This window comes from Allobosea spartocytisi (assembly GCF_014764685.1).
Classification (GTDB): domain Bacteria; phylum Pseudomonadota; class Alphaproteobacteria; order Rhizobiales; family Beijerinckiaceae; genus Allobosea; species Allobosea spartocytisi.
On the sequence record NZ_JACXWY010000050.1, the window covers coordinates 1 to 5,407 of the forward strand.

At 57.8% G+C, this 5,407-nt stretch carries 6 protein-coding genes; 5 read left to right on the forward strand and 1 reads right to left on the reverse strand.

The window, feature by feature from the left end; genetic code table 11:
- Positions 1 to 796, reverse strand: a 796-nt coding sequence (locus tag IED13_RS28305; protein ID WP_191126112.1) for an MFS transporter, incomplete at its 3' end; no start/stop codon positions are given.
- Positions 797 to 973: 177 nt separating this feature from the next.
- Here IED13_RS28305 and cyoA point away from each other — a divergent pair.
- The 5 genes from cyoA to IED13_RS28330 all read left to right on the forward strand — a co-directional run.
- Positions 974 to 1,996 (forward strand): ubiquinol oxidase subunit II, encoded by a 1,023-nt coding sequence (cyoA, locus tag IED13_RS28310; RefSeq protein ID WP_191126113.1) that lies wholly within the window; start codon positions 974 to 976, stop codon positions 1,994 to 1,996.
- Between the two features lie 4 nt (positions 1,997 to 2,000).
- The gene (gene cyoB, locus IED13_RS28315; RefSeq protein WP_191126114.1) at positions 2,001 to 4,001 is read left to right on the forward strand and encodes a cytochrome o ubiquinol oxidase subunit I; all 2,001 of its coding nucleotides are present in this window, start codon (positions 2,001 to 2,003) and stop codon (positions 3,999 to 4,001) included.
- A 3-nt stretch (positions 4,002 to 4,004) separates the two neighbouring features.
- Entirely contained in the window at positions 4,005 to 4,634 is a 630-nt protein-coding gene (gene cyoC, locus IED13_RS28320; RefSeq protein WP_191126115.1) for a cytochrome o ubiquinol oxidase subunit III, read from the forward strand.
- Positions 4,631 to 4,999 (forward strand): cytochrome o ubiquinol oxidase subunit IV, encoded by a 369-nt coding sequence (gene cyoD, locus IED13_RS28325; RefSeq protein ID WP_191126116.1) that lies wholly within the window; start codon positions 4,631 to 4,633, stop codon positions 4,997 to 4,999. Before cyoC ends, cyoD begins: the two co-directional genes overlap by 4 nt.
- 53 nt (positions 5,000 to 5,052) lie before the next feature.
- On the forward strand, positions 5,053 to 5,407 hold a 355-nt coding region (locus IED13_RS28330; RefSeq protein WP_318652321.1), incomplete at its 3' end, for an SURF1 family protein.

Here is a 5,407-nt window from a genome sequence, read left to right on the forward strand (position 1 = left end):
GCGGCGCGAATGCCCCAATCAAGACGTTGAGGCCCTGAGCACGTAGCGTCTCGCCGACCGGGGCGGGCTCGAGTTCGCGTCGCTCCAAAAGGGTTGCGAACTCCGCGGTCTTCACGAGCCGTAGTCTGGCGAAAAGCGCCACAACGTTGATCGCAAAAGCCACGAAGAACGGGTAGCGCCAACCCCAGTCGAGAAAGTCGGCCGGGGACAGGATGCTGACGAGGAAGGCGAACAGCGCACTCGCAAGAAGCAGTCCGATAGGAGCGCCCATTTGCGGCATCATGGCGAACCATCCACGGTGCTCCTTGGGAGCGTTCAAGGCCAAGAGCGAGGGTAGACCGTCCCAGGCGCCGCCCAACGCCAATCCTTGACCAATCCGACAGATCGAAAGCAACGCTACGGACCAATGGCCGATTTGCTCCCAGCCCGGAAGGAAGGCGATCGCGGCGGTTGAACCGCCCAGCAGGAACAGTGCGATGGTGAGTTTGACACCGCGGCCGTGACGCCGATCGACGGCCATGAAAAATACGGATCCCGCCGGCCGAGCGACAAACGCGAACGCAAAGACCGCGAAGGAAAGTAACGTTCCGGTCAATGGATCAAACTGAGAAAAGACGAGCTGCGGGAAAACCAGCACCGAGGCAATGGCGTAAACGAAGAAATCGAAAAATTCGGACGCCCGTCCAATTACGACACCGATAGCAATTTCACCGGGCGCGACTTTCGCGTGGCCGGAAAGAGGTCGACGTTCATTGTCGAGGGCACTCGATTCCGAAAGGGTGGCTCCGCCGCTCATGCTTGTTGCTCCAAACTAAACGCCCTTGGCGTCGACGATCATTCAAGTCGAGAGAATTTACTTAGCGAGCAGAGTGTGATGCCGCCCTTGGACAAACGGTCCAATGCTGCCAGGCGCCTCGGCATTGCTACATCCAATACGCTTGAACGTCATTTCACTCCTCCAGGAGTCCAATAAGTGTCTCGTCTTCGTTTTGTATTTCTATTGCCCTGTCTCTGCCTGCTCGCCGGATGCAACATGGTGCTTTTGCAGCCTGCCGGTGACGTTGCGCGTGGAAACCGGGACGTCCTGATCGCCTCGACGGGCTTGATGCTGCTTATCATCATCCCGGTAATGGTGGCGACGATCGTCATTGCGTGGCGCTACCGTCATACGAATACTGCCGTCCGCTACGAGCCAAAGTGGAATCACTCGACCGGGCTCGAGGTCGCGATTTGGTCAGCGCCGCTGGCGATCATCATCGCGCTTGGCGCGCTCGCCTGGGTCAGTACCCACCTCCTGGATCCCTACCGGCCGCTGTCGCGCATCTCCGCTGATCGTTCCATCGCAAGCGCTAACGCCCCGCTGCGAGTTCAGGTCGTCGCACTCGACTGGAAATGGCTGTTCTTCTACCCGGACTACGGCGTTGCCACACTCAACGAGCTGGCCGCGCCGATCGATACGCCCATCGATTTCAAGATCACGTCGTCGCATCAGATGAACTCGTTCTTTATCCCGGCGATCGCCGGCCAGATCTATGCGATGCCAGGCATGGAGACGGTGCTCCATGCGGTGATCAACAAGCCAGGTGTGTTTGACGGGTTTTCGGCGAATTATGCCGGCGCCGGCTTTTCGGACATGAAGTTCAAGGTTCATGGCCTCTCCCAATCTGACTTCCAGCGCTGGGTGGAGGTTGTGCGGAGCAAGGGCGGCGTTCTCGATCGAGCTGCCTATCTGCGGTTAGAGGCTCCCAGTGAGCGCGATCCAGTTCGCTATTTCGCCGATGTACCGGGCGATCTTTACCACGCGGCCCTGAACCAGTGCGTCGACCGCGCGGCTATGTGTACTTCTGAGATGATGCGCCTTGACGCCGAAGCGGGCCGGCCGACCGCACCCATGGCGGCTCCAACATCCGGAATGGCCATGCCGGGCATGGATATGTCCGCGATGCCCTCCAACGCTTCGAATGGCCACCATTCATCAATGAATCCGAAAGATTAAGCACGTGTCTGACTCATCCGTTTTGAAATTCATATTCGGCCGGCTCACCCTTGAGGCGCTGCCGCTTCATGAGCCGATCCTCGTCGGCACCTTCATCGCCGTCGCGCTTGGGGGCCTCGCACTCTTGGCGGTGCTCACGAAGTACCAACTTTGGGGCTATCTCTGGCGAGAGTGGTTTACCAGCGTCGACCACAAGCGGATCGGAGTGATGTACATCATCCTCGGCCTGGTGATGCTATTGCGTGGCTTCTCAGACGCTTTGATGATGCGCGCGCAACAGGCGATGGCGTTCGGCGATAGCCAAGGTTACCTGCCAGCGCATCACTACGATCAGGTGTTCACCGCGCACGGTGTAATCATGATCTTCTTCGTCGCCATGCCGCTGATAACCGGTTTAATGAATTTCGTGGTGCCGCTGCAGATCGGCGCCCGGGATGTCGCCTTTCCATTCTTGAATAACTTCAGCTTCTGGATGACCGTCTCCGGCGCAATTTTGGTGATGATCTCGCTGTTCGTGGGTGAATTCGCCCGCACCGGTTGGCTCGCTTATCCTCCCTTGTCGGGAATAGCCTACAGTCCCGATGCCGGCATGGATTACTGGATCTGGTCGCTGCAGATTGCAGGCGTCGGAACGTTGCTATCCGGCATCAACCTCATCGTCACCATCATAAAGATGCGTGCCCCTGGTATGACGATGATGAAGATGCCTGTGTTCACTTGGAATGCGCTGTGCACCAACATCCTGATCGTGGCAGCCTTTCCCATTCTCACTGCGGTTCTCGCGCTCATCGCGATGGACCGATACGTAGGTACGAACCTTTTCACGAACACGCTGGGTGGCAACCCGATGATGTACGTGAACCTCATCTGGATCTGGGGTCACCCCGAGGTATACATCCTGATATTGCCGTTGTTCGGCGCGTTTTCCGAGATCACATCGACCTTCAGCGGCAAAAGCCTCTTTGGCTATACCTCGATGGTCTACGCGACGATAGTAATAACCATCCTGTCGTATTTGGTTTGGTTGCACCACTTCTTCACCATGGGTTCTGGTGCCAGCGTAAACTCGTTCTTTGCGATCACGACCATGATCATCTCGATCCCAACCGGGGCCAAGATGTTCAACTGGCTTTTCACGATGTACCGCGGTCGCGTTCGCCTCGAGGTGCCGATGATGTGGACCCTCGCCTTCATGCTGACATTTGTCATTGGCGGGATGACCGGCGTGCTGCTGGCAGTTCCGCCTGCTGATTTCGTCCTGCACAACAGCCTGTTTCTCGTCGCCCATTTTCACAACGTGATCATCGGTGGAGTCGTCTTCGGCAGTTTCGCGGGCATCAATTACTGGTTCCCGAAAGCCATCGGATTCCGGCTCGATCCGTTCTGGGGCAAAGTGTCATTCGGACTGTGGGTGTCTGGCTTTTGGATGGCGTTCGCCCCGCTCTATGTGCTGGGTCTGATGGGTGTGACCCGTCGGCTGCGTCACTTCGACGATCCGTCGCTGCAAATATGGTTCGTAATCGCAGCATTCGGCGCCGTTCTGATCTTGGGTGGCATCCTCGCAACGATCATCCAAATCATTGTTAGCGTGAAGCGCCGCGAGGCATTACGCGACCTGACCGGAGATCCTTGGAATGGGCGTACGCTGGAATGGTCTACCGCCTCGCCGCCGCCCCTCTATAACTTTGCGTTCACTCCCGTTGTCCACGACCTCGACGCTTGGGACGATATGAAGCTGCGCGGTTACACGCGACCGCTGGAGGGCTTTCGGCCAATCCACATGCCAAAGAATACCGGAGCCGGGATCATACTCGCGGGCCTCAGTCTGGCCTGTGGCTTCGGGCTTGTCTGGTACATGTGGTGGTTGGCCGGGATCAGCTTCCTCGCCTTGCTGACAGTGACGGTTGTTCACAGCTTCGACAGAAGGCGGGATTATTTCATCCCAGTCGAAACGGTCATCGAGACAGAGAATCAACGCACTCAACTGCTTACGGCGGGGATCTGAATCATGTCGATCTCGACTTCCACTGTCATCGACCAGCCCGCCGTATTCCATGTCTCGGGCGATCACGATCATCATCCGGAAAACGGTACGCTGATCGGCTTCTGGCTCTATATAATGACCGACTGCCTGGTCTTCGCGACCCTTTTTGCCACTTATGGAGTGGTCGGCGGGGCGTTTGCAGGAGGACCGTCGCCGGCGACCCTATTTGAGTTGCCGACTGTGGCGATCAATACCGCCATGCTCCTGTTGTCTTCGATTACCTACGGCTTCGCCATGCTGGCTATGGTGCGTGACCGACGCCAGCAGACACTAGCGTGGCTGGCCATCACCGGCCTGTTCGGCCTGGTGTTCGTCGGCTTGGAGCTGAAGGAGTTTGCGCACTTCATCGACGTGGGCGCGGGACCTCAGCGCAGCGCCTTTTTGTCGGCCTTCTTCGCACTCGTCGGCACACATGGTCTGCATGTGACATTGGGGATCATCTGGCTCGGCGTGTTGATGGTCCAGGTCGCGCAACGAGGATTGGGACCCGAAGCGCAGCGACGACTGATGTGCCTAAGCATGTTCTGGCACTTCCTCGATGTCGTTTGGATCGGCGTCTTTTCATTCGTCTATTTAATCGGAGTGGTGCGATGAGCGCGCATGTTCACAACGACCATGGCACAATCGCCGCTCATGGTTCGCTTAGAGGCTACCTGACCGGGTTTATCCTTTCCGTGGTCTTAACCGCCATTCCCTTCTGGCTGGTCATGGCTCACGTCCTGGCAAGTCCCGTGTACACGGCGCTCGCGGTCATGGTTTTCGCGGCCGCGCAGATCGTGGTGCACATGATTTACTTCCTGCACATGAACACGAAGTCCGAGGGAGGATGGACAATACTGGCGCTGATTTTCACCTTGGTCTTCGTTGCGGTGACCCTCATCGGCTCTCTTTGGGTCATGTATCACTTGAACGCCAATATGATGCCGATGTCATTGCAGGATATGCGTAACGCGCCATGACGCTAGCGAGATCGGAGAGTGGCAGGAACCACCTAGTCGCTGTCGTCCTGTTGATGGTGACCGTGGCGGTCCTAGTCTCGCTCGGCATCTGGCAGCTTGAGCGGCGCACGTGGAAACTGGCCCTTATCGCCGATGTCGATCGCCGGGTCCATGCCACGCCCCAAGCTGCGCCAGGGCCGGGGCAATGGACGGAGCGAAGCGGCCTGCTCGCGCCGTACAGCCGCGTGTCGATCCAAGGGGTCTTTGGTGCGACTGGGCCGACTTTAGTGCAGGCGGTAACCGAAAAAGGACCGGGATATTGGGTAATGGCCCCCATGACGTCAGAAGGGGGATTTGCTGTCCTGATAAATCGCGGTTTCGTTCCTCTCGACGCTCTGGAGCAGTTAGGGTCGCCGCCGACGGGAGAGG

What these genes read in the sequence shown, in the direction of transcription:
- cyoC (WP_191126115.1), top strand. Translation starts at nt 4,005, where the DNA reads ATGTCGATCTCGACTTCCACTGTCATCGACCAGCCCGCCGTATTCCAT.
- cyoD (WP_191126116.1), top strand. Translation starts at nt 4,631, where the DNA reads ATGAGCGCGCATGTTCACAACGACCATGGCACAATCGCCGCTCATGGT.